Origin of the sequence: Komagataeibacter rhaeticus (genome assembly GCF_003207855.1) — a bacterium.
Lineage (GTDB): Bacteria > Pseudomonadota > Alphaproteobacteria > Acetobacterales > Acetobacteraceae > Komagataeibacter > Komagataeibacter rhaeticus.
Genome location: NZ_NKTZ01000002.1, coordinates 278640 through 301957, shown reverse-complemented (window position 1 = coordinate 301957; position 23318 = coordinate 278640). Strand labels below are relative to the sequence as shown.

Sequence of the window (23318 nt, the reverse complement as noted above, 5' to 3'; positions counted from 1 at the left end):
CCGTGCCGGAACAACAGATCCTGTATGTCGGATGGACGTGATGGGCTGCTCTTTTGCACGGGGCAGGGAAGTAGCGTGCGGTGCTTGTGAACCGTCCAGCAGATCAAGAAAATTTTTTGGTGAAGCTGTTTTCAAAAAGCTGCAAGGAATACCGCCTTTCTGAAAAAAGGCGGCACCCAAAAACTTTTATTATTTAAAAGATATCCTGCTACGGCGCAGTGGCGGGCCCCTTGATGATGGTGGCCAGATCGGCCGGGCAGACCCATTTGCGGAAGGCATCGCGGATGGCGATGGCATCCATCGTATAATAGGCCTGTGCCGCGATATCGTTCTGGTTGAGGGGCAGGCCGAGATTGCTGAAATGCAGGTAACTCTCGGCAATCGTGTCAAGGCTGGCCGATTGCAGGCTCAGGCTGCGCAGCAGGCCGGCGCGTGCCATTGTCAGTTCATCCTCGCTGACAGGTTCGGTCTGCATGGTGATCAGGTCATGCACGGCGGCGTTTCGCGCGGCGGCGACCTTGTCCGGGTCCGCCCCGAAGGAAATGCTGTAGGCGCTGCGATGGCGCTTCCATGTCAGGTGGCTGCGCACGGTATAGACATAGCCGGTGCGCACCCGCAGGTCGCGGTACAGGCGCGACGAGAAACCCGACCCGAGGATTTCATTGCCCAGGTTGAGGGCGAAATGCTCCGGGTTATCAACCGTTATGCCCAGGCTTTCAGGCAGCGACACGGTCGCCTGCATGCTGGAGGGATCTGGCACATGTGTAACGCGTGCGCGGCTGTCCGGCCGGGGCGGCAGGTCGACCAGCGGCGTGGGGCCAATGGCCTGCCACGGGCCAAAGGCGCGGGCAATCGCCCGGTAGGCGGCATCGGGGGTTATGTCGCCCGTGATGACGATGGTGGTCAGGTCCGGGCGGTAGGCGGCCCCCCAGAAGGCACGGCAGTCCGCCAGTGTCAGCTTCATGACCTGTGCCGGGCTGGCCTGCCGCAGCGAGGGATCGCCCGGCGGGGACACGGCCGCCTGCAGCGCGCGGCCAAACAGGTAGTCGGGCGAATGCAGCAGGCCGGACAGGGAGGCGGCGGTATTGGCGCGCACCACCCTGAACGCCGCTTCGGGCAGGGAAGGGTGCAGTTCGTTTTCCGCCAGCAGGGCCAGGCCCCGTTCAAAATCCGGGGTCAGGACGTTCAGGCTGAATTCGGCCCCGGCGCTTTCGGTGGCGGCAATGTCGTCCAGTGCCTTCTGCAATCCGATCCGGTCATGGGTGGTGCTGCCGTAATGGAACAGCTCGTCGGTAATGTCGGCAATGCCTTCCTTGCCGGGTGGTTCCTCCATGTCCTCGTTCTGGCGGATGATGCCATACAGGTTGATGGTATGGCTGACGGCGGCGGGGCGCACGATCAGCTTCAGGCCGTTGGGCAGGGTGAAGGTCGTGGGCCGTACGGCGGGCACCGGGGGGCGGATGCTACGCAGGCTGGCATTGGCCCAGTCGGGCAGGCTGACAGGATGGTCGGGTATGCTGGCAAAGGATTCGGAACCGCCGAATCCCTTGCCGGCCGCCGTATGGCCGCCATCGCGCGGGGTCAGGATGGCGGTAACGGACTGCTGCGGGTCCAGCACCTGCCGGGCCAGGCGGTTGACATCTTCCGGTGTGACGGAAGCGAAGGCGGCCGCCTCGTCATCGGGTGATTGCAGGCCCATGATGGCCAGGGCTTCGGACCAGCTTTCCGCAAGGCCCGCAATGCTGTTGGCGGCAAAGCCAAGCTGGGCCAGTTCCTTGCGCTTGGCGGCATCGACCAGATCGGCGGGTACGCCGTTTTCACGCAGGCCACGCAGGATGTCCTGCATCCGTGCCTGAAGGGGGCCGGGCGCGCTGCCTTTGGGGAAGGCGGCAATGGCAATGCCGATGCCGGCATCCGCCTTGGTAATGAAGTCAAAGCTGGCCAGCAGCGCATGGCCCTGTGGCACCAGTTCATACAGGGCACCACGCTGGCTGGACAGCACATCGGACAGGATGCGTGCCGTGGCGAAGTCATGGCTGTTCTGTCCCGGCATGCGGCTGGCTATGGCCATCAGCCCCATCGGGTAGTCGGTCGGGAAATGCAGGGTCTGCGCATGGAGCGGGCCGGGGCGGATTTCGGGGCGCGGGGGCAGCCTGCGGGCGGGAATGGCGGCAAAGGCCGACCTGACAAGGGCCAGCGTGCGGGCGGGGTCCACATCGCCGGTAATGACCAGTATGGCGTTGTTGGGGGCATACCAGTCCCGGTAGAACCGGCGCAGCAGGGTGGTATCCGTCCTGTCAAACGACGGGCGCGTGCCCAGCGCATCATGTTCGTAGGGCGTTCCGGCAAACAGGATGGACTGCAGCCGCGACAGGTAGACATAGCCGGGGCTGGACATGTCGCGTGAGACTTCCTGCTCGATCGCTCCGCGTTCATGCGCCCAGTCATCCGCCGCCAGTGTCAGGCCGTCCATCCGCAGGGCTTCGATGTGCAGCAGCACATCCAGGTTTTCGGCCGGGGCGGTGTAGAAGAACTGCGTCACGTTTTCCGTCGTATCGGCATTGTAGCTGCCGCCCAGTCGCGCGCCGATGGCGGCAAGCTGGTCACGGTCCAGCCCGCTGCTGCCCCGGAACATCATGTGTTCCAGCGCGTGTGCCGTGCCGGGAAAGCCCGCCGGCGCCGCGGCCGAACCGGCAAGGTAGTTGATTTCGGTGCTGACCACCGGCGCCAGCCGGTCCGGCACGATCACCACCCGCAGCCCGTTGGGTAACGTGGCGCGCAGCGGCATGTCGGGCTGGATCTGTACCGTCGCGGGCGTTGCGGCCCGGGCGGGGACTGCCTGGCCGGATTGCAGGCAGCCTGCACATAACAGGAAGGAGAGGGGGAATGTCTTGCGGAACAGGCGTGCTATCATGGCGGCAAGATTACGCTGCTTTATGTGTGTCGGCCAGTTCGGCCGCCCGTAATGGTGCCAGAAAGGATGGAAACATGTCTGTTGCCCAACCGGATACCGCGCGCATGACGGAGCGTGTCCGCCATGTCATGGAGACCGCCGTGCAGACAGGCCGGCTGGTCGGGGCAGTGGTGCTGGTGGCGGTGGACGGCCAGCCCGTGGTGACCGAGGCCGTGGGGCTGGCGGACCGGGAACGGGGCCTGCCCATGCGGGCTGATACCGTCTTCCGCCTGGCTTCGCTGACCAAGCCGGTGGTGACCGCCGCAGCCCTTGCCCTGGCCGAGCAGGGGCTGCTGGACCTGCATGCCCCGGTTACCCGTTACCTGCCGGATTTCAGCCCGGCCCTGCCCGATGGTGGCGCGGCGGTCATCACGCCGCATCAGCTGCTGACCCATACCAGCGGGCTGACCTATGGCTTTTCCTTCCCCCGGGATGACAATCCCTATACCCGCGCCGGTGTATCGGACGGCATTGCGGAGCCCGGCGTTTCACTGGCCGACAATCTGGCCCGCCTGGCCACGACCCGGCTGGTGTTCGCACCGGGCCGGGGATGGAGCTATTCGCTGGGGCTGGATGTGATGGGGGGTGTGATTGAAAAAATAACCGGCCAGCCCCTGCCGGATGTGGTCCGGCAGCATGTGGGTGCCCCGCTGGGCTGGCGGCAGACCGGATTCGCGCCGCCCGCGCGTGACAATCTGGCCGCGTGTTATGCCGATGCCCGGCCCATGCCGCTGCTCATGGGGGAGACCTACGTGCTGCCCCGCCAGCTGCCCGGTGGCGGGGTCGGGGAAATCCGCTTCGCACCCGACCGGGTCTTCAATCCGGCCTCCTATCCCTCTGGTGGTGCGGGCATGGTGGGCACGGCAGGGGAATTCCTCGCCTTTCTTGAAGCGCTCCGGCAGGGGGGTGAGGGGCTGCTGGCTCCTGCCTCCGCTGCCCTGTTCGGTCGCAATGCGATTGGCGATGTGGACATGGGGCCGCTTGCACGCGGGCGGCGCTTTGGCTACGGGGGTGCGGTCATAACCGATCCCGTCGCCGCGCGCACGCCACTCAGCCCCGGCAGTTTTACATGGGGGGGTGTGTACGGGCACCAGTGGGTGGTGGACCGGGCACGCGGGATAAGCATTGTCATGCTCAGCAATACCGCGCTGGCCGGGATGGCAGGCAGCTACCCCGATGCGGTTGTCGCCGCCGTGTATGGTGGATAACACTACGGACCACGAGGGGTGTGAGGAGACCGGGAACAGTCATGTCATTTGGTGAACGCGTCAACCAGTTCGATTCCTGGCTGCTGGACCGGATTTTCCAGCCTTTTGCCGATGCCCTGCCCGATCGCCTGACGGCGATGGAAATGGGCATGAGTTTTCAGGTCGGCTCGATCGTGCTCTCGGCGGCGTCCATATCCGCCCTGCTGGTGCTGGAAGGGATGACACTGGACAATGTGATCACCAACCTGCTGGGCTGGTTTTTCGAGGTCATATTCTATATCGGCATCCACCGCCTGCGCAGGCTGGTCAGGCCGGGGTACCAGAATCCGCTGCGCCTCATGCTGGCGGGCATGCGGCCCATTTCCATCCCGTTTGCAGGATATGCGGTCTATCAGGCCGTCACGGCGGAGCGGGCCTATGAACTGGCGCTGTGGTTCAATTCCCTCTCGCAGCTTGTATTCGTGGCCGGGATCTATCTCATCTCGTGCAACATTCCGCCGCCGGGGCACCGGGCGCGCCAGACCAGCTTTGGCCGTGGGCCGCTTCCCAACGAGATTGGCTGAAGCGGCCTGAAAAGCCTGCCCGGATAACATCCAGCCATCACAAGAAAGTCCTTGGTGAAGCTTTTTTCAAAAAGCTTCGAAAAACACCGCCTTTTTGAAAAAAGGTGGCACCCGAGGACGTTTATCATCTTTCATCGGCGTTTTTGTGAAAATGCCGGATCAGAAATCCACGCACCGTCCCTTGACCGTCCAGTCCCCGTAGCGCGTCGGTTCCGGCCCCTTGGGGCCGCCACGCTCATCAGGTTCGGCGGGCTGTTTCAGCAATGCGGCTTCCTTGGCCGCTTCATCCTGCGCTGTATCAGCCGCAGGGGCGGGGGCGGGGGTCTTGTCCTTGCTCATGAAGCCAGTTTCCGCCCAAGGACAGGAAACTGGCAAGCCCCAAAACCCGTGCGGGCGCATGGGTAGCGCGTTGTTGATGGGCCGTTACTGGTGCTCGGACTGGGCAATGCGCTGCTGCACCGTCATGCGCCACGGGGCATCAGGCGGGGCGGCGTCCAGCGCGCGGCGGTACAGATCGGCGGTTTCGGGCGAGATATGGCCGCCATCGGCCATCATCTGCGCTTCCGCCGCGCGTGCGGCGACTTCGGGATCGAATTTCTGGGCAATCGCATCGCGCCAGGCCTGGGCGGCAGCGGCGTAATGGTCGCGCCCCGCTTCCGCCTGGCCCAGCAATACGTAACCCTGGAACAGGCTGGGATCACTCGGTGGAATCAGTTTGAGCTGGTCACGCAGCCGGTCGATGATCGCGTCATTGCGGTGGTCTTCCTGCCTGAGCGCCGCAAGGCGCGGGGCCAGCGGCTGGGCTGGAAGCTGCGGGTGCCCAACGGTCAGGTACAGCGCCACGGCCGCGACCGGCAGGCCAAACAACGCCGCCATTATGGCCATGGTGGAGGAGGAGCGGCCCGCCCTTTCGGCGGGCAGCAGGTCAATACCCAGCAGGCGGCGCTGGATTTCCAGCCGTGCGCTGTCATGCTCGGATGGCGCGATCATGCCCTCGGTAAGGTCACGCTCCAGTTCGGCAAGCTGGGCCTGATGCAGGACAAGGGCGGTTTCGCGTTCATCGCGCAGCAGCGTGGTGCGGCGGAACGACAGCAGCGCGGGCAGCAGCGCAATCACGCCAAGCAGGCAGATACCAATCCAGATCATGTCACTCTCGGCGTGTTTCGGTCAGGTCGGACAGGCGGCGGCGCTCTTCATCACTCAGCGGTGCCGGGGTGGGGGCGCGTGGCCTGCGGAAGGTCCACCACGCAACGCCAATGCCAATGCCCAGTGCCAGCAGCGGCATGATCCACAGCAGCAGCGTGCCTATGGTCAGCGGTGGTCTGAGGCGGATGAAATTGCCGTAGCGGCTGACCATCCACGCCATGATCTGCTGGTTGCTTTCCCCCTTGGCCACATGTTCGCGCACCACATGGCGCAGGTCACGGGCCAGGTCGGCGCTGCTGTCCTCGATCGATTCGTTCTGGCAGACAAGGCAGCGCAACTGGGCGCCAATGGCCTCGGCACGCTGTTCCTGTGCCGGATCGGGCAGCATTTCGGACGGGTCATCCACCGCCATGGCCATGATGGGGGCGAACAGCAGGCAGGCCAGCAGGGCCAGCACGCCGCCACGGCGCGGGAACGGGTTCTTCATCATGACTTCAGGCTGTCCGCCAGCGGCATGATCGTGCGGGTGATCATGGTTTCGGTAATGGGGGAGGCGGTATGCCAGCGGATCACGCCGCCGGGGCCGATCAGGAAGGTTTCCGGCACGCCGGATACGCCCCAGTCAATGGCCGCCAGCCCGTCCCGGTCGGCGGCGATGCGGGCATAGGGGTTGCCTGCCCGCTGCACGAAGCCCAGCGCATGTTCCGGTCTGTCCTTGTACGCAATGCCCCATATGGGCAGTTTTTCCTTCAGCGCGTTGAGCACCGGCATTTCGGCCACGCAGGGTATGCACCAGGATGCAAAATAGTTCACCAGCACCGGCGCCTTGAGCGCGCGCAGGTCCTGCGCGGAAAAACCGCTGCCCGGTGCCTGGTCGGGCAGGGCGAAGTCGGGCACGGGGCGGTTCAGCGCCGGGGCATGGATGTCATGCGGGTCGAACGAGCCTTTTGTCATGCCCGACAGCATGCGCCAGAAGCCCACGCCCACACCGCCCGCCACAACCAGCGGGGCGGCCATGAGCAGGCGGCGGCGCGTGGGGGAGGGAGGCTGCCCGCTCATTGTACCACCACCACATCAACCGTTTTCGCCCGGCGCGGCGCACCCACGCGCACCCGCCGGTCGGACAGTGAAAGCGCGCCACCAAAGGCCATGATCAGCCCGCCCAGCCACATCCACGGCGCCAGCGGGTTGTAATGCAGGCGCAGCACATAGGTCGGGTTGGCGTCATCGCCATGCCTGTCACCCAGCACGCCGTAAATATCCGCCAGCAGGTTGGTATGGATCGCCACTTCCGTCGTGGTCTGGTGCTGGCTGGCGAAGGTGCGCTTGGAGGGGTGCAGCGTGGTGATCAGGCGGCCATTGTGGCGGACCTCGATGGTGGCGACCAGCGCACTGTAGTTGGGGCCTTCCGCCGGATGCACGTCCGTGAGCGTCCAGCTGTCACCGGCCAGCATCTCGCTCTGGCCCACATGCACCTCCACAATCCGGTGCGCGGCCTGTGACATGCCGGCAATGCCCAGCACCACGATGCCCACGCCCGCATGCGCAAGGGCCGCGCCAAACACCGCGCGCGGCAGGCTGCGCGCGCGCTGCCAGCTATAGGCCAGCGGCTGGCGGAACAGGCGCAGGCGTTCGGCAATATCGGCCAGGCTGGAGCAGATCACCCATACCGCCGTGGCCGTGGCCAGCACCGGCAGGATGTCCCGCATCCGGACCGTGGCGAGCACAAGTGCCACCAGCGCCACGCAGGCCGCCCACCACAGACGCCGCAGCACCGGCCACATCTGCGCGCGCTTCCACGGCACCATGGGGCCGAACCCCATGAATACCATAAGCGGTATGGCCAGCGGGATGGTGGTTGCATCAAAGAACGGCTTGCCGACCGAAATCGTCTTGCCGAACAGAAGCGACATGAAGGGGGGGTACATCGTGCCCGTCAGCACCACCGCGCAGATGGAGCACAGCAGGATGTTGTTGAGCACCAGCAGCCCTTCACGCGAGACGGGGGCAAACAGCCCGCCCGTGGTCAGTTGCGGCGCACGGATGGCGAACAGCAGCAGCGAGCCACCAATGACCAGCGCCAGCAGCCCGAGGATGAACACGCCACGCGCCGGGTCATTGGCAAAGGCATGCACGGAATTGAGAATGCCCGAACGCACGAGGAACGTGCCCGAAAGCGAGAACGAGAACGTACCGATGGCCAGCAGCACGGTCCAGATCTTCAGCGCCTCGCGCTTTTCCACCACGATTGCCGAATGCACCAGCGCCGTGCCCGTCAGCCACGGGATCAGGGATGCGTTCTCCACCGGGTCCCAGAACCAGTAGCCACCCCAGCCCAGTACATAATACGACCACCACGACCCCATGGCGATGCCACAGGTCAGGAAGCACCATGCCGCCACCGCCCACGGGCGCACCCAGCGGCCCCACGCGGCATCGACCCTTCCTTCGATCAGGGCGGCAATGGCAAAGGCGAAGGGAACGGCAAAACCGACATAGCCGGTGTAGAGAATGGGCGGATGGAAGGCGAGGCCGGGGTCCTGCAGCAGCGGGTTCATGCCCTGGCCATCCAGCGGGGCAGGCCACACGCGGGCAAACGGGTTGGAGGTGGTAAGGCAGAACAGTTCGAACCCCGCCGCAACCCCGCCCAGTACCGCAATCACGCGCGCCTGCAGCGCGGAAGGCAGGTTGCGCCCGAACAGGGCCACCGCGCCACCACATATGGACAGGATCATCGCCCAGAGCAGCACCGAGCCCTCATGGTTGCCCCATACGCCGGTGATCTTGTACAGCAGCGGCTTGCTGACAGCACTGTTGGCCGCCACGTTCTGCACCGAAAAATCGTTGGTGATGGCGGCATGGATCAGGCAGGCGAATGACGTGATCAGGGCCAGCATCTGCCCCACCGCCAGCGCGGGCGCCAGTGCCATCAGGCGCGCATCACGCCGGTTCGCGCCAATCAGGGGCAGGATCGCCTGTCCGGCGGCCATGCAGCATGCCAGCGCCAGGGCAAAATTTCCAAGTTCCGGGTTCATCGCGGATGTCAGTTTCCGTCAGGTGTCTGGGTGGCCGGTTTCTTCGGGGTGTCGGCCGCCGTCATGGTGTTCCAGCTTGCCGCATCCGGCGCCTTGCCAAAGCGCGGGTCCCACTTGCCGCTGCGGCGCAGTTCCTCGGCCACTTCCTTGGGCATGTAGGTCTCGTCATGCTTGGCCAGCACCTCACTGGCGCGGAAGGTACCATCGGGGTTGACGGTACCGACCGCCACCACGCTCTGCCCCTCGCGGAACAGGTCGGGCAGGATGCCTTCGTAGCGCACGGTCACGGCGGCCTGGCCGTCGGTCACGTCAAACAGGTTGACCGGCGTGTCCTTCACCTTTTCACGGTGCACGCTGCCCGCCACCACCATGCCGCCCAGGCGGATGGTGCGGTCGGCCGGTGGCGGCTTGGCGTGGACCTGCGAGGGCGCCATGAAGAACACGATATTGGAGGAAAAGGCATTAAGGGTGAGGGCGGCGGCGGAACCAAGTCCGATCATGCACGCCACGACCAGCCACAGGCGTCGGCTCTTGCGTGTCATGACGGCTGGCGGGTCCGGGGCTGTTCAATCGCGGCCAGGCGCTTGCGTGCCTGGCGCAGGCGGAAGGTTGCGTTGATGGACAGGATGGCGGCCACGCCAAGTGTCAGGCCATAGGCCGCGGCAATATAGGGCAGGTGGGTCATGCGGGGGCACTATCGGTGGTGGGGGCGGGCTGGGCGGCGGACTGGCGGCCACGGCTGGCGGCCAGGATGGTGCGGATACGGCTTTCCATGACCGAGGCACGCAGGCGCGCCAGCACGATGGCGCCAAACCCGAGCGTGAAGCCCAGCGTGGTCAGCCCCAGCGGCCACAGCATGGAGGTGGACATGGTCGGCGCCCCCGTAACCGTGATGCTGTCAGGCTGGTGCAGCGTGTTCCACCACTGTACGCTGAACTTGATGATGGGCAGGTCGATCGCACCGGCCAGCCCCAGTATGGCGGCGGCGCGGTAGCCGCGCTGCGGCTCGTCAAACGCACGGATCAGCGCGATATGGCCCAGATACAGGAAGAACAGCACCAGCACCGATGTCAGCCGCGCATCCCATACCCACCATGTGCCCCACATGGGCTTGCCCCACAGCGATCCGGTGGCCAGGCATACGGCGGTGATGGCAGCGCCCACCGGCCCGATTTCCACCGCCGCCAGATCGGCCAGCGGGTGGCGCCACACCAGTGACAGCAGCGAGCAGACAGCCAGACCCATATAGCCCGACGATGCCAGCCATGCGGTGGGCACATGCACGTACATGATGCGCACGCTGTCGCCCTGCTGCCAGTCGGCGGGGGAGAAGAACAGCCCCCACACGATTCCGGCCACCGACAGGACAAGCGCGGGCCATGTCAGCCATGGCTGCAGCTTCGCCCCCATGCGCAGGAAACGGCCCGGGTTGGCATAACGATGAAAAAGGTTACCGGTGCGTGCGGTAAGGCTCTGCGTTGCGTTCAAGGTTGATCCATCCGTGCCGGGGGCACCTGTCCCTGCAATGAAAGGGGTCAATGAAAATTTCCGCCATCACCCATGCGTGGCTGGGGGCTGACGATTTCCTGCTCTACACTATCGCGTTAAAAAAGACACGGCCAGTCCTGTCCCGTCATGGTACGGTCCCGCCACAAGAGGAGAAAACATGCTGTTTGCGATCATTTGTACCGACAAGCCCGCCAGCCTTGAAACCCGCAAGGCAACGCGTGAGCGGCACCTGGCCTATCTGGAGCGGTGGAAGCAGCACGTGGTGCATGGCGGCCCGCTGCTGGACGCGGAAAACCGCCCCTGCGGCAGCCTGCTGGTGGTGGACGTGGCCGACCGCGCCGCGGCGGAAGGCTTTGCCGTGGAGGACCCGTACGCCAAGGTTGATCTGTTCGAGAGCGTGGTGATCCGTCCGTTCCGTTCAGTTTTTCGTGATAGCCTGCGGGTGGAGTAGGAAACCGGTCATGGCGTACTGGCTGATCAAGTCCGAGCCGGATGCCTTTTCATGGGCCGAGCAGGTGGAAAACGGCGTGGAGCCATGGACCGGCGTGCGCAACCATCAGGCAAAGAAGAACCTGGCGGCCATGCAGGTGGGGGACCGGGCCTTCTTCTACCACTCCAACGTGGGGCGTGAGATCGTGGGGGTGGTCGAGGTGGTGCGCGCAGCCTATCCCGACCCTACGGCGCAGGCCGGGCAGTGGGTCTGTGTGGACGTGCGCGCCATAGGCCCCATGCCGCAGCCGGTTACGCTGGCTGCGATCAAGGCCGATCCGGCGCTGGCGGATCTGGCGCTGGTGCGGCAGTCCCGCCTGTCGGTGGTGCCGGTGTCGGATGCGCACTGGGCGCATCTGTGCCGCATGGGCGGCTGGAACAGCTAGGGCAGGCCAGCGTTTCATGCCTGCCGCCATGGTGATGCGCATTGCCAGAAGGCGGCCATGGTGCTGAAACGGTTGGCACTGCCGCATGGGCGTAGCGGCCGGCCCCTGACTGCGCGCGTTGCGGGCGCGTGGCGGGACCGGCCCGTATTCTTACGGAAGATCAGGCGAAAGGCATTGTAATGAGTGCAGGGTCCGCGAACGAACTGGCACCGCTGACGCTGGACAGCGCGTGTATTGATGAACTCCAGCAGGCGCTGGAACGCGTCGAGGCCGGGCGCGGCGTGCTGGTACGCCTGGCGGACCTGATGGGTGGCGCCGTGGGGCAGGCGGCCATGCTGGGCATGCGCACGCTGGGGCTGGCCCCTGCGCTGCAGGCCCGCCTGCAATCCGCGACCGAAACCGCCATCAGGCGCGCATTCGACATCGCGGTGCTGGGCATGGACCGCCCGCGGGATATTTCGGTCACGGCGGGGACCCCCACATGGCGGGAGCCCGCACTCAGGGCGGCCGTGACCGTATCGGGGGCCGTAGGCGGGTTTACCGGACTGCCTGGCCTGATTGCGGATGTCGGCTTCACCACGCTTGCCATCATGCGCGAGATCGCGCGCATCGCGCGTGAGCAGGGGGAGGACCTGTCACAGGAGGAAGCGCGCGCCGCATGCCTGGAGGTTTTCGCCCTGCGTGCCTTCCCCTTTGGCGGCCCTAAGGGGCAGGGACAGGGGGAAGATAACGAACTGGGCTATTTTTCCGCCCGTGCCATGCTGCGTGGCCGCCCGGTCGTGATGCTGGTGAGTGAGGTCGCGACCCATTACGGGCTGGGCCTGTCGCGCAAATTCGCCCTGCAGATGATGCCGGTGGCGGGCGCGCTGTGTGGGGCGTCGCTCAACGCGGCATTCCTGTCGCATTATCGCGCGGTGGCGCAGGCGCATTTCACCATCCGCAGGCTGGAGCGGGAATACGGGCCGGAAGTACGCCGCACCGCCGCCGACCTGAAGGCCCATGCCGCCAGCCAGGCCAGCGAGAGTTAAGGGACTGTCTGGCAGCAGATGGTTGATAAGAAAAAGTAAAAGTTTTTGGTTGCCACCTTTTTGAAAAAGGCTTCACCAAAAACTTTTGCTGATCCATTTCCCGTTCCGGTGGCAGGGGTCAGCCCTGCCGCTGCCCGGACGCGGCATGGGCCTTCAGCGTGAGGCGGACCTCGATCAGCCCCGCCACCAGCGCGAAGACGCAGTAGAACGCCAGCAATGTCTCCCATATTCCATGGAAACGGGGTGCTACCGTTTCCAGCAGGAGGGCGATCAGCGCGAAAATCACGAATATGCCCGGTAGTCCCATGGTTTTCTCCCTGTTGTCCGGATTCAGGCCCTGACGGGGGTGGGCGGGTGCCTGCCGCCAAGCACGGCTTCCACATTGTCCACGGCCAGCATGCCCATGTCGGTCCGGGTCTCGGTCGTGGCGCTGCCTACATGCGGGGTCAGGAAGACATTGGGCAGTTCCAGGAATCGCGGGTCCGGGTTCGGTTCGTTGCGGTACACGTCCAGACCCGCCGCGGCAAGCTGGCCGCTGCGCAGCGCGTCGATCAGCGCATCCTCATCCACCAGCGCGCCACGGGCGGCATTGATGAAGATGGCGCCGCGCGGCAGGCGGGCCAGCAGGCCGGCGTTGATCATGCCGTCCGTCTCGGGTGATGCTGGCAGGTGCAGGCTCAGGATATCGCAATGCGGCAGCATGTCGGCCAGCGTGCCGAAATAGGTCGCACCCGCTTCCTGCGCGGCTGGCAGGCGGCGGCGGTTGGAATACAGTATTTCCATATCGAAGCCACGCGCGCGACGGGCCACCGCGCGACCGATGCGGCCCATGCCGACAATGCCCAGCCGCTTGCCGCTCATGCGCGTGCCCAGCAGTTCGTCCATGGCCAGTGACCGCCCCCAGCCCCCGCGCATGAGCGTGGTATATTCCCCCGCCCGCCGGGCGGCCGCCAGCATGAGCAGGATGGCCATGTCCGCATTGCAGTCCGTCAGCACATCGGGGGTGTTGGTGACAATAATGCCGCGTGCGTGCAGGGCGGGAATATCCAGGTGGTCGGTGCCCACGCTTACGGTCGCCACCACCTTCACGCAGTCGGGCAGCTGTTTTACATCATCGCCCTGTAGCGGCAGGCCGGTTGATGTCATGATGGCATCAGGCTGGAAGGCACGCGCGGCATCCAGCAGTTCGCGCGTTGTCAGCCTGTGTTCGGGCGTGCCGGATATGGTAAAGCTGTGCGTGATGCGCTGCATGACCGCCGGGGTCTGGCGCTGGGTCAGCAGCAGGCGGGGACGGATATCGGACATATGGGGTATTTTCTCCTGATGAACGCGGGCATGCCGTGGTCCGTTATGGCCACAGGAGCATGCGAGAGGGTTATCCCAAGAACATGACGGGTCAAGACACGGTTCCCATCACGCCGGAGCTTATGCTGCGCGCTTACCGCATCGGCCTGTTCCCCATGGCGCCCGATGCCCGTTCGGACACGCTGGAATGGTTCTGCCCCGAAATGCGCGGCATCCTGCCGCTTGACGGTTTTCATGTCCCGCGCAGGCTCATGCGCACCGTGCTGTCGTCGCGTTTTGTCGTGGCGACCGATCAGGATTTCCCCGCCATCATGGATGGCTGCGCCGAACCCGCGCCGGGGCGTGAGAGCACATGGATCAATCCGCGCATCCGCAGCCTGTTCTGCCAGCTGCATGCCATGGGCCATGCCCATAGCGTGGAGGTGCGCCACGAAGGCCGGCTGGTGGGCGGGCTGTATGGCGTGGCCATCGGACGCGCCTTCTTTGGGGAGAGCATGTTCAGCCGCCAGCGCGATGCGTCCAAGGTGGCGCTGGTCCATCTGGTGGCCCGGCTGCGGCTGGGTGGGTTCACCCTGCTAGATACCCAGTTCGGCACCGGTCATCTGGCCGGGTTCGGCGGGATCGAAATCCCGGCACGCGCCTATCTGCACGCGCTGGAACAGGCGGTGGAGCAGGCGGCCACATGGGTGGGCAACGGGCAGGACACGGTGGTGGAGGCCGCGATCCGCGCCCTGCGCGGAACATGACGCACCCATGCGGTTGACAGGGCGGTCCATGCGGGCTTCCGTCTGGGCAGATGAAGGGAAAGACGTGATGAAGCATGCAACGCCCCGCCCGCGATACAGGCGGGCATGGACGGGCGCAGGATTACTGGGGGTGGCGACGTTTGCGGCGGCCGTGACGGCAGGGGGCGGCCCGCGGCCCGCCCGCGCGCAGGATGCCCCGGGCGTTCATCCCCCGCTTACCCCCACGCGGGATGTGCAGGTGGATTACAACGTCCAGCCCGATGGCGTGCCCGAGCCCAAGGCCGTGCGTACATGGTTCGCCTATAATGGCGGGCTGATGCGAATCGACAGCCCGCAGGGCATGGGCGAGACGATCCTCAACCGCATGAGCCGCCAGGTCACCATCATCATCAACCCGCAGAAGGTCTACAGCCAGCTTGATGCGCGTTACGGTATCCGCAACCCCTTCCTGCTGGACCTGTCCATGTCCTTTGTCCGCAAGGGGGCATCGAGTGTGGCGGGTGTTGCCTGCACGCAGTGGGATGTCACGACCGATCAGGGCAACGCCACCGCCTGCGTGACGGAGGATGGCGTGGTACTGCAGGAAATAGGCGTGGATGGTGACGGGCTGAAGGGTAAGCTGGAAGCGACGAAAGTCGTGTACGGCCCCATACCGGACAGCATGTTCCAGCCGCCGGAAGGCTACCGCAAGGTTGAGCCGCCCCCGCCGCCCGGCACCCCCGCCGGCAGGGACGCGAAGGGCGGATGAGGCCCCGCCGCCCGTTTTTCCAAGGCCCGTTTGAAGGATTGCATGAAGTGACACGACTGGCCCATGGCCTCCGCCGGACCGTAATGATGGGTGCCCTGCTGCTGGCGGGGCCGGGCTATGCCCATGCCGCCGATGGCGCGCCCCCCGATACCCAGACCCCGTATGTCACGCCGCAGAATGATGTGGATGTCAGCTACGCCATCTATCCCCCGCATGACACGAGTGCGGTCATGACGCAGCGCATGCGCTGGTCGGCCGGTACCATGATGCAGCGTGTCGATCCGGGCAATGCGGCAACCTACATGATCACCGACTACCATGCGGGCACGCTGACGGTGGTGAACGCCGACCAGAAGGTCAAGACCGTCATCCCCGCGCCCGGCGCGGCCAATGTGGCGATGGGCCAGCGCGCGCAGGGCAACTGGCTGCGCACCGGCGTGTCAAACGTCGTGGGCACGCCGTGCACCCTGTGGCAGACGCAGGATACCGACCAGCGCCCCAGCGAGATCTGTTACACCGATGACGGCGTGATGATGGAGGTCAGGCGCGATGGCAAGGTCATGGTAGAAGCGACATCCATCACCCGCGATCCCCAGCCCGCCAGCGTGTTTGCCGTGCCAGCGGGGCTGAAGGAACTGCACGCCGCCCATCCGTAACGGCCCGGTCCGCTTTGTGGCACGAAAAGGGCGCAACCTGCCCGTAAATCGCCACTGCGTTCCTGTTTAAGGGAGTCCGGCGGGGCGGCTTCTCCCGCCTGAGCGATACAGGAGCGCAGACAGGGTTATGAAAAACATACGAAGCATCGCAGCGGGTCTTGTGGTTCTCGCCGGGGTGGCCGGGGCCGTGCCACAGGCCCATGCCCATGGGCGCGGTGGCCCGGGTGATGCGTTTGTGGGGGGCCTGGTGGGCGGCATCGTGGGCGGGGTTGTCGGCGGTGCCATGATGGATGCCTACGGGCCGCCACCCCCGCCGCCGCCGGTCTATTACCGTCCCGCGCCGCCGGTGGTCTATTACGGGCCGCCCCCGCCCCCGCCGCCGGTCATGGCCTACGGCCCCTATGGGGGCGGCCCGGTGCGCCCGTATTACTGATTACGCCTGATGACCCGTTCCCGCCTGTAGCAGCAGGGTCGCAATGGCCTTGCGCACGGCGGCGACGTGGTTCGTCACCTTGACCTTGCGCCAGGCCTGGAGCAGGTGTCCGGTGGCATCGACCAGGAAGGTCGCGCGCTCGATCCCCATGTATTTGCGGCCGTACATCGATTTTTCCACCCATACGCCATAGGCTTCGGTCACATGGCCATCGCCGTCGGAGGCGAGGGGGAAGGTCAGGCCGTGATCGGCCGCGAATTTTTCCAGCGCGGGCATCCCGTCACGCGATACCCCGATTACGCTGATGCCCTCCTTCTGCAGGTCGGCCAGTGCGGCCTCGAATTCGCACGCTTCCTTCGTGCAGCCCGATGTACTGGCCTTGGGGTAGAAATACAGCACGAAGGGCTGCCCGCGCAGGCTGCCCAGGCTGACCCTGCGGCCACCGCTCGCGGCCATGTCGAAATCGGGAACCGCGCTGCCGGGTTCGGGAAAGGGGGGAGAAACCTTGCTCATGACCTGCCTTGCTGATCTGGCTGCCTGCGTCGCGCGTTGCCACAACGCGCGCAGGGGGCCGGGGTTTGTTGTGGCGCGTGATCATGCAACGCTTCCGTGCATCAGGGAACCGGGCCTGTCGCGCTATGGTTCGGGCGTATCGGCAATGGGCGGGACCAGGCGGTCGAATATGGCCGTGACAGCGGCAGCCATCCGGTCCATGCGCCGCAGCAGGGCGGCGGCGTCGGGCACATTGAACTCCCCGGTCAGGATTTCAAGGCTGGCGGCGGGTATGGTCTCTGGTATGTCCCGGCCGCAGATGATGCGGATCAGCCCCTGCAACGTCCGCCAGAACAGGTCGGCGCGGCGCAGCATGCCGGCATCATGCGCATCCATCTCGCCCGCGCGCGCCATGCGCAGCAGTGCCAGGCGCGTGGACGGACTGCGCGTGGCGGGCACGGCCGCCAGCAGCTGCAGCCCCTGTGCCACGAATTCCACATCCATCAGCCCGCCCCGGCGGCGCTTGATGTCCCACGGGCCGGAGGCGGGGCGTTCGCGCGCCAGGCGTTCGCGCATGTGGCGTACGTCATGCAGGACCCGGGCGCGCGCCTGCGCGGTGGCATGGGGCCCCTCATCCAGCGCATGGGCGATTGCCGCGCGCAGTGCCCCCGCAAGCCGGGGCGGGCCTGCCACCACGCGGGCGCGGGTCAGGGCCATGCGTTCCCATGTCCAGGCCGATTCCGCATGGTAGCGGCGGAAGGCGGAAAGCGAGACCGCGACCGGTCCCTTGGAACCCGAGGGCCGCAGCCGCATGTCCACCTCGTACAGCGGTCCTTCCCGCCCCGGCGCGGTCAGTGCCGCGACAAAGGCATGGGCCAGGCGCACGTAATAGGTTCCGGCGGAAAGCGGGCGCGGCGGGATGCCATCGGCCGGGACCGATGCCGGGACCACGCTTTCCCCCGCATCGTCGGGGTGGTCGAACACCAGCATGAGGTCAAGGTCCGAGCACGGCATCATTTCATGCGATCCCGCCTTGCCCAGCGCCACGACCGCCATGGCCCCGCCGGGCACGCTGCCATGGCGGCGCCTGTGTTCGCGCGTGACCACCGCCAGCAGCCCGCGCATGACCGTGTCCGCCATGGCGGTGCGCGCACGGGCGGCGCGGTCCTCGCCCATGCGGTGTTCAAGACGGGCGACGGACAGGCGGAACTCTTCCCCGCAGACCAGCCCGCGCAGCACCGGCAGCACCTGCTCGGCCGTGCCGGCACCGGCCACATGCCGCCGCACCAGCGCGGTTGCGGTGCCCAGCGCGCCGGGGCCATCCTCCGTGTCCAGCAGCCCGTCCAGCGCGGAAGGGGTCTGCGCCAGATGGTCGGCCAGGAAGGGCGCGCAGTCGAGTACGGTCATGATGCGGTGGATCAGGACTGGGTTGCGTTCCAGCAGCGACAGGAACTGCACCCCCGCCCACTGCCGTTCCAGCAGGGCGTCAAAGCGGCGCAGTACCGCCAGCGGCTGCTGGCGGCTGCCGATCTCGGCCATGAGGGTGGGCAGGAGCCGGCGCAGCAGCTTGCGCGCGCGGTCCGAACGCAGGGCGCGCAGGCGGTTGCCCTCCCAGCGGTTGAGGATGACGAGCGCATCATTGATGTCGCCTGCGGCGAAGCCGTGTCCGCGCAGGCGGTCGGCGGCATCGGCGTCCTCGGGGGCGATGGTCTGGTCCTCGGTGCCGCCTTCGGCGAACTGCTGGTCGAATATCCGCCGCGAGCGCTGCATGACCGCCAGCATGCCGCTGGCCAGTTCCCCCGGCACCGCTGCCAGCATGAAGGTAGCGAAGCGGGCGAATCCGTCCACCGTGTCGGGCAGGCTGTGGGTCTGGTGGTCCATGCGCATCTGCAGGCGGTGTTCAGCCTGCCGCAGCATGCGGTAATTGCGGGCCAGTATTGCGGACTGGGCACGTTCCAGCAGTCCCGCCCGCCGCAGCCGCCGCAATGCGCCCAGCGTGGTGGGGTCGCGCAGTTCGGGCCGCCTGCCGCCCCAGACAAGCTGCAGCGCCTGGGCCACGAACTCCACTTCGCGTATGCCGCCCTGGCCCAGCTTGACGTTCTGGCCCAGAAGCCATGCCGTGGCCGCGGCCGGATCACGGATGCGTTCGGGCGGCAGGCTGTCCAGATCGGCATGACCTGCGTTACGATGGCGGTCGATGCGGGCCTTCATGTCATGCAGGTCGTCGATTACCGCGAAATCCAGATGGCGGCGCCAGACGAACGGATGAATGCTTTTGAGGAAACGGCGCCCCGCCGTAATGTCACCCGCCACGGGGCGGGCCTTGGTCATGGCGGCGCGTTCCCATGTCCGGCCCATGCTTTCGTAGTACTGGATGGCGGCGGGAAAGGATACGGCGGCCGGTGTGGCGGATGGGTCCGGCCGCAGCCGCAGGTCCATGCGGAAAACGTAACCATTTGCATCTCGCGCTTCCATAAGGGTGACAAGATCGCTAGTCATGCGCACAAAGGTATGCCGCAGCCCCTCGTTACCGGGGTGGCGGTCCGGGTCGTACAGCACGATCAGGTCTATGTCCGAGGAGTAGTTCAGTTCCCGCGCGCCCAGCTTCCCCATCGCCAGAACCACGAAGCCGCTGCCCCGGCACGGGTTTTCGGGGTTGCGCAGCCGCAGCCGTCCCGTCTCGTGCGCATGCAGCAGCAGATGCCTGACCGCGGCCCCCAGCGCGTTTTCCGCCAGCTCGCTCAGGGCAAGCGTCACCTGTTCCAGCGTCCATGCGCCGCCTATGTCGGCCAGTGCGATGGCCAGGGCCGCCTGCCGCTTGGCTATGCGCAGCTCTGCCATGATCCGGGCGCGGGGCATGGCGGGCGGCAGGGCTTCCAGCCCGTCCAGGATGCGGCGCGTGCAGGACTCCGCCCCCTCCGTCAGCAGGGCAAGGAACGCTGTGATGTCACGCTGCGCCAGGTCCGCCAGATAGGGGGCGTTGCCCCCCAGCGCATCGATCAGCGGGGCCGCGCCGGGCAGGGTGGTGACATCGGGCAGCCCCGCGCGGGCACAGGCCGCCGCCAGATGTTCATGCAGTATGGCCGCCCCCCGTCCATCTGCCGGAAGGGGCCAGGTGCATCCCTGCCACGACGGGTGCAGCACGGGGGAAGGCGGTATGGGCTGATCCATGGAAAGGGGTCCGGTAAAAGACTGGAAAGCCACGCAGACCTGCGCGATGGCGTAGCGTGGACGGCATGACGGAAGCCGGTCAACCCTCTACCCCGCCCCACCCCGCCCCCAGCCGCGTGCGCCGCGCGGTACTGGCGGGGGGCAGGGTGGTGATCTGGCTGGTGCTGCTGTGCATCACGCTGCCCGCCGTGCTGCTGCTGGTGCTGACGGTACGGCTTTCCGCAGGCCCGCTGGACATCACGCCCGCCGTCAGGCTGCTCATGCCCATTCCCGTGGCGCACGGGCTGAAACATGAGGATATTATCGGCGGCCTGTCGGCGGGGCATGTACGCATGGGCTGGAACGCGCTGCATGAAGGGCTGCGCGCACCGCTGGTGATATGGGTGGAGGACGTTGCCATCCGCCGCCGCAATGGCGAGATGGCGGACACGCTGCGACGCGGGCGCATCACCATTGACAGTCCGGCGCTAGCGCACGGGCGGGTGCGCATTCTGGAACTGTCGGCCTCGCACGGGCGGCTGCGTTTCGCGCGCAACCGGGAGGGCAAGTTCGGCCTCGATCTGGGGCCGGATACGCCCTACCCCTCGCTCAGGCCGCAGGAACCGCCGCCGGTGGATCTGGACGGGCTGCGCCAGGCGATCGTGTCCGACACGCATGTCACCTTTACCGACCGCAGGAGCGGGCGCACCTGGCGGCTGGGCGAGGCCGATGCCCGGCTGAAGATCGTAACCGATTCCGGCCAGAAGGGCATTACGGGTGATGTCCGGCTGGGGTTGGAGGGCAATGGCGAACGGCTGGTGCTGCATGGCACGGGCGAACATAGCGGCCCGCGACAGGTGGACTGGACCGTGGGGCTGGACCCGATCAGCCCCGCGGCCTTTGCGCCGGGACAGAAGGAAGTCGCCCCCCTGGACCTGCCGGTGGGGGGCAGCCTGCATGTGTCTTTCCGTGATGGCGGGCGGGACATGCCCTTTCTCATGCCGCGTGATTTCAGCGTGCATCTGGAAGCGGGCAATGGCCAGGTCACCACGCGCAAGGCGGGGCAGTACCTGGTGGGGCAGGGCAGTGCCGACCTGGTGGGTGCGCTGGGCGCGGGACCGGCCACGGCGCCGCTGGATGGCCCGCTGCATGTAACGCTGAACAATTTCATGCTGCACCTGCGCGTGCCCGGCCACGCGGCGGATGACGATACGGGGCCGACGCTGGAGGCGAAGGCGGAACTCAAATCCACATCCGTATTCAACCCCAAGGCGGCGCAGGTGAACGTGGCGGCGCGTGCGCAGGCGCTGGATTTCGCGTCGCTGGGGGATTTCTGGCCGCCGCGCGCCATGAAGGGCGCGCGGCGCTGGGTCACGCAGAACATCCCGCAGGGCCGGGTGCGCCAGTTCCAGATCAACATGGGGCTGGACAGCCATACGGGCTGGGGCGGGCTTGACCTGGTCTCGCTGGGTGGCACCATCGATGCCGATGACATGGAACTGCACTGGCTGCGCCCCATTGCACCCCTGCATGACATGGATGCCCATCTTACTTTCGATGGTCCGGACCAGATCATGATCCGCTTCGGCCATGCCTACCAGCTTGTGGATCTGGCGGACCGGCATGTGGATGCCACCGGTACCGGGCGGATCGAGGTCGGTCCCGGCTCCATGCTCATTACCGGCCTGAATCGAAAGGTGCAGGTGGGCGACATCAACACCACCCTGCTGGGCAATGCGCGCGATGTGCTGGCCCTTCTGGCCGAGCCACGGCTCAATGTGCTTTCGCGCCATCCCATGTCGTTCACCCACCCTGCCGGGCGGGCCAATGTGTCGCTGCACATTGCCCTGCCGCTTGATGCGCATGTGCGGCTGGACCAGATCGACCTGCGCAGCCATACCGACCTGGATGGGGTGCATCTGGGCAATGTGGTGGTGGGCAGGCCGCTTGATAACGGCAATCTTGGCATCGACGCCACGACCAATGGCCTGCTGCTGCAGGGCACGGGCGTGCTGGCGGGCATTCCCTCCAGCGTGATCTACACCATGGATTTCCGCAGCGGGCCAATGGTCCATGCGGTGGAAAGCGCCAGCCTGCAGGGTCATGTAACCCCCGAAGGGGTGCGGCGCGCGGGCTTCGAGATGGGGGAACATTTCTCCGGCAATGCCCTGCTGAATGTGGATTACGACCGGTATGTGGGGGGCAGGGCGCAGGTTGATATCGACCTGGACCTGGACCGCGCGGCGCTGGCCATTCCCATCTGGTCCAAGAAGGTGGGGCAGGAGGCCAATGCCTCTGTCGAACTGCAACTGGACCACGGGCAGATCGCGGCGATCGAGAACATCCGTGCCGTGGGCCCGGACCTGCTGATCGATGGCCATGCCGAAACCGCGTCGGGCATGGCGCGCAGGCTGATCCTGCGCGGGTTCCGCGTCGGGCGGTCGGTGGGCAACGCCTCCGTCATGCTGCCCCAGCACGAAAGGGACCCCATCGGGGTCAATGTCGCGGCACAGGTGCTGGACCTCTCGCCGCTGGTCTCGTTCCAGACCGCGCCCGATCCCGCGGCTGCGGCCAGAGCGGCCGGCCATCAGGGCGGCAGCGGCTATCACATACCCGAAATGGCCACCGGCCGCGTCAGCAGCCCGCCCGGACGGCGGTGGGACCTGAATGTTGATGCCCAGACCCTGTATTACGGCCCGACCGACACGCTGACCAACGTGCACAGCCATCTGGAAACCAACGGCACGCGGCTGACGCGCGGCGTGCTGACGGTTGAAGGCCCGGTTGCCGCGACCGCCCACCTGACGCCGCAGGTCAGCAGCCGCGTGCTGGACGTGCATGTGGCAAGCCTGGGCGACCTGCTGCGGGATATGAAGGTGACCGACGAGATGCAGGGCGGCGTGACCGACATCAACGGCAGTTTTGATGACAGCACGCCGTCGGCCCCCTTTACGGGCAAGGTCACCATGGGGCCGTTCAAGCTGCGTAACGTGCCCGCCGTGGTCAGGCTGGCCAATAATGCCTCGATCTATGGCTGGCTGCGCGCGCCGCATGCGCCGGGCATGCAGATCGAGCAGCTTGCCGCCCCCGTCACGATGGATGAGGGCACGATCCACATTGCCGACGGGCTGGTCAGCAATGCCTCGCTGGGGGCAACCGTTTCAGGCGACGTGAACCTGGAGAAGAAGACGCTCAACCTGGATGGCACCATCATCCCCGCCTTTGCGGTCAATGCGGCACCGGGGCATCTGCCGGGCCTGCTGGGCTGGCTGTTCAGTCCCGAAAAGAATGGCGGCGTGGTATCGGCCACCTATCAGGTGACCGGGCCGATGGGCAACCCGGCGGTGCATGTGAACCCCTATGCCATGCTGCTGCCCGGCTTCCTGCGCAATGTCATGCACATCCATTAAAAGGCGTTTTTGCTGAAGCCGTGTGTGGAAAGCTTCGTGGCATGCCGCCTTTTTAAAAAAG

23 protein-coding genes are annotated in these 23318 nt (G+C 66.1%); 10 read left to right on the top strand and 13 right to left on the bottom strand.

All coding sequences use genetic code 11. The features are described from left to right. Positions 1-208: 208 nt before the first annotated feature. On the bottom strand, positions 209-2914 hold the full coding sequence (locus CFR78_RS03600) for a M16 family metallopeptidase (RefSeq protein ID WP_408884600.1): 2706 nt from the start codon (positions 2912-2914) through the stop codon (positions 209-211). A 74-nt stretch (positions 2915-2988) separates the two neighbouring features. Here CFR78_RS03600 and CFR78_RS03595 point away from each other — a divergent pair, with 74 nt between their 5' ends. Both CFR78_RS03595 and CFR78_RS03590 read left to right on the top strand, forming a co-directional pair. Beyond that, entirely contained in the window at positions 2989-4161 is a 1173-nt protein-coding gene (locus CFR78_RS03595; protein WP_007399575.1) for a serine hydrolase domain-containing protein, read from the top strand. Between the two features lie 41 nt (positions 4162-4202). Continuing rightward, the gene (locus CFR78_RS03590; protein ID WP_007399576.1) at positions 4203-4724 is read left to right on the top strand and encodes a hypothetical protein; all 522 of its coding nucleotides are present in this window, start codon (positions 4203-4205) and stop codon (positions 4722-4724) included. 159 nt (positions 4725-4883) lie between these two features. Here CFR78_RS03590 and CFR78_RS03585 read toward each other — a convergent pair whose 3' ends face one another. From CFR78_RS03585 to CFR78_RS03550, 8 genes are all read right to left on the bottom strand, one after another. Next, positions 4884-5063, bottom strand: coding sequence for a DUF1674 domain-containing protein (locus CFR78_RS03585; RefSeq protein ID WP_034933256.1), 180 nt, complete (start codon positions 5061-5063; stop codon positions 4884-4886). Between the two features lie 84 nt (positions 5064-5147). Beyond that, positions 5148-5870, bottom strand: a complete 723-nt coding sequence (gene ccmI / locus CFR78_RS03580; RefSeq protein ID WP_034933253.1) for a c-type cytochrome biogenesis protein CcmI — start codon at positions 5868-5870, stop codon at positions 5148-5150. Position 5871: 1 nt separating this feature from the next. Continuing rightward, the gene (locus CFR78_RS03575; protein WP_181417481.1) at positions 5872-6360 is read right to left on the bottom strand and encodes a cytochrome c-type biogenesis protein; all 489 of its coding nucleotides are present in this window, start codon (positions 6358-6360) and stop codon (positions 5872-5874) included. Beyond that, positions 6357-6929: a DsbE family thiol:disulfide interchange protein gene (locus CFR78_RS03570; RefSeq protein ID WP_034933248.1), complete on the bottom strand. Its 573-nt coding sequence runs from the start codon at positions 6927-6929 to the stop codon at positions 6357-6359. The genes CFR78_RS03575 and CFR78_RS03570 overlap by 4 nt, the downstream gene beginning before the upstream one ends. Next, on the bottom strand, positions 6926-8905 hold the full coding sequence (locus CFR78_RS03565; protein ID WP_007399581.1) for a heme lyase CcmF/NrfE family subunit: 1980 nt from the start codon (positions 8903-8905) through the stop codon (positions 6926-6928). The genes CFR78_RS03570 and CFR78_RS03565 overlap by 4 nt, the downstream gene beginning before the upstream one ends. Positions 8906-8913: 8 nt before the next feature. Then, complete coding sequence (ccmE, locus tag CFR78_RS03560; RefSeq protein ID WP_007399582.1) at positions 8914-9447, bottom strand: cytochrome c maturation protein CcmE; 534 nt, start codon at positions 9445-9447, stop codon at positions 8914-8916. Continuing rightward, positions 9444-9590 carry a heme exporter protein CcmD gene (locus CFR78_RS03555; RefSeq protein ID WP_007399583.1) on the bottom strand — a complete coding sequence of 49 codons (147 nt, stop codon included), beginning with the start codon at positions 9588-9590 and terminating at the stop codon, positions 9444-9446. Before CFR78_RS03555 ends, ccmE begins: the two co-directional genes overlap by 4 nt. Further along, positions 9587-10393, bottom strand: a complete 807-nt coding sequence (locus CFR78_RS03550) for a heme ABC transporter permease (protein ID WP_034933245.1) — start codon at positions 10391-10393, stop codon at positions 9587-9589. Before CFR78_RS03550 ends, CFR78_RS03555 begins: the two co-directional genes overlap by 4 nt. Before the next feature lie 178 nt (positions 10394-10571). On the opposite strand from CFR78_RS03550, the gene CFR78_RS03545 reads away from it, so the two are divergent. The 3 genes from CFR78_RS03545 (at position 10572) to CFR78_RS03535 (ending at position 12317) form a co-directional block, all read left to right on the top strand. Then, positions 10572-10865, top strand: coding sequence for a YciI family protein (locus CFR78_RS03545; RefSeq protein WP_007399585.1), 294 nt, complete (start codon positions 10572-10574; stop codon positions 10863-10865). A 10-nt stretch (positions 10866-10875) separates the two neighbouring features. After that, positions 10876-11289, top strand: coding sequence for an EVE domain-containing protein (locus tag CFR78_RS03540; protein WP_034933242.1), 414 nt, complete (start codon positions 10876-10878; stop codon positions 11287-11289). Between the two features lie 179 nt (positions 11290-11468). After that, the gene (locus CFR78_RS03535; RefSeq protein ID WP_007399588.1) at positions 11469-12317 is read left to right on the top strand and encodes an EcsC family protein; all 849 of its coding nucleotides are present in this window, start codon (positions 11469-11471) and stop codon (positions 12315-12317) included. A 118-nt stretch (positions 12318-12435) separates the two neighbouring features. Here the strand turns inward: CFR78_RS03535 and CFR78_RS03530 are convergent, their stop codons facing one another. Next, entirely contained in the window at positions 12436-12624 is a 189-nt protein-coding gene (locus tag CFR78_RS03530; RefSeq protein ID WP_034933240.1) for a hypothetical protein, read from the bottom strand. A gap of 23 nt (positions 12625-12647) precedes the next feature. Then, positions 12648-13622 carry a 2-hydroxyacid dehydrogenase gene (locus CFR78_RS03525; RefSeq protein ID WP_007399590.1) on the bottom strand — a complete coding sequence of 325 codons (975 nt, stop codon included), beginning with the start codon at positions 13620-13622 and terminating at the stop codon, positions 12648-12650. 83 nt (positions 13623-13705) lie between these two features. Between CFR78_RS03525 and aat the strand changes: the two genes are divergently transcribed. From aat to CFR78_RS03505, 4 genes are all read left to right on the top strand, one after another. Next, entirely contained in the window at positions 13706-14368 is a 663-nt protein-coding gene (gene aat, locus CFR78_RS03520; protein ID WP_050800776.1) for a leucyl/phenylalanyl-tRNA--protein transferase, read from the top strand. A gap of 67 nt (positions 14369-14435) precedes the next feature. Further along, positions 14436-15116 carry a hypothetical protein gene (locus tag CFR78_RS03515; RefSeq protein ID WP_034933416.1) on the top strand — a complete coding sequence of 227 codons (681 nt, stop codon included), beginning with the start codon at positions 14436-14438 and terminating at the stop codon, positions 15114-15116. A 47-nt stretch (positions 15117-15163) separates the two neighbouring features. After that, entirely contained in the window at positions 15164-15772 is a 609-nt protein-coding gene (locus tag CFR78_RS03510) for a hypothetical protein (protein ID WP_034933413.1), read from the top strand. A 127-nt stretch (positions 15773-15899) separates the two neighbouring features. Continuing rightward, entirely contained in the window at positions 15900-16205 is a 306-nt protein-coding gene (locus CFR78_RS03505) for a hypothetical protein (protein ID WP_007399594.1), read from the top strand. On the opposite strand, the gene CFR78_RS03500 is transcribed toward CFR78_RS03505, so the two are convergent. Further along, on the bottom strand, positions 16206-16718 hold the full coding sequence (locus CFR78_RS03500; RefSeq protein ID WP_034933234.1) for a peroxiredoxin: 513 nt from the start codon (positions 16716-16718) through the stop codon (positions 16206-16208). Positions 16719-16841: 123 nt separating this feature from the next. Next, the gene (locus CFR78_RS03495; RefSeq protein WP_181417480.1) at positions 16842-19868 is read right to left on the bottom strand and encodes a bifunctional [glutamine synthetase] adenylyltransferase/[glutamine synthetase]-adenylyl-L-tyrosine phosphorylase; all 3027 of its coding nucleotides are present in this window, start codon (positions 19866-19868) and stop codon (positions 16842-16844) included. A 65-nt stretch (positions 19869-19933) separates the two neighbouring features. Between CFR78_RS03495 and CFR78_RS03490 the strand changes: the two genes are divergently transcribed. Beyond that, positions 19934-23257: an AsmA-like C-terminal region-containing protein gene (locus CFR78_RS03490; protein WP_110580982.1), complete on the top strand. Its 3324-nt coding sequence runs from the start codon at positions 19934-19936 to the stop codon at positions 23255-23257. Positions 23258-23318 lie beyond the last annotated feature (61 nt).